Consider the following 788-nt stretch of genomic DNA (forward strand, 5'->3'; position numbering starts at 1 on the left):
ATTGTCCGATTCGTTTTTAATATATATTTCAAAAGTTTCCCGTGTCCATGGAGCTGATGAAAGAAGCAATTTAATGATTTCCTCATAATCAGTTGTATCCGGCAGTTCTGCAATAATTGCATTGATCGCTTCCCTGCCAAGCTCAATGGTAATACTTATATCCAAGTAGCTAAAAAAAGCAGCATCAGCATCATCACCGGTAGGAGGTTCAATGGCATATTGGGCATCGTTTTCAATGTTCACGTAGTGTTTCAAGGGCGTAATTAATTACGCTGATATTATTTGTTTCAGCAATGATCTTTTTGAATTTCTTCCATGTTTTTTGGATCAATTCGTCAATTTTTCTACACTTTTTGTTAAAATAGGAATCCCATATTATGCGCAGTTTATGGATACCAAGAATAAGATATACCAGTAACAACAATGTGGTAATACCAAGAGCGGTGTAAAGAATCCATGGGTAATTCTTTACAGGTTCGATTAGCAGTGTCAGCCATAAAGGGATAAGAAGCGCTTTTGTTACATTGTCAAAAACTTTGTCGTACTTCATAGCGTCTCCTTTCAGGCAACACCTGGTATCTGCTCATTTCCATTCTCTACAATTCCTTCCCGCTCAATGCGTCATACACCTTGATAACTTTAGCGTCACTGAAATTACAAGCAGTGATGATCCGTCTGCCGTCTGGTGTCCATGTTAATGATTGGGGTATTCCCCATGGCCAAAGATCACGTATTTTAATACCTGTATCCGTATCAAATATATCTATGTAACCGCTATCACTATCAAA

Annotated in this window: 3 protein-coding genes; all 3 read right to left on the bottom strand. The window is 37.9% G+C overall.

The window, feature by feature from the left end; genetic code table 11:
• Positions 1-243: hypothetical protein (locus ACYVRA_RS07640; protein ID WP_461252141.1), on the bottom strand; the 243-nt coding region annotated here is incomplete at its 3' end.
• Positions 233-550 (bottom strand): hypothetical protein, encoded by a 318-nt coding sequence (locus ACYVRA_RS07645; RefSeq protein ID WP_461252142.1) that lies wholly within the window; start codon positions 548-550, stop codon positions 233-235. The genes ACYVRA_RS07645 and ACYVRA_RS07640, both read right to left, overlap by 11 nt.
• Before the next feature lie 46 nt (positions 551-596).
• On the bottom strand, positions 597-788 hold a 192-nt coding region (locus ACYVRA_RS07650; RefSeq protein ID WP_461252143.1), incomplete at its 5' end, for a YncE family protein.

Source organism: Treponema sp. R8-4-B8, from assembly GCF_054786175.1.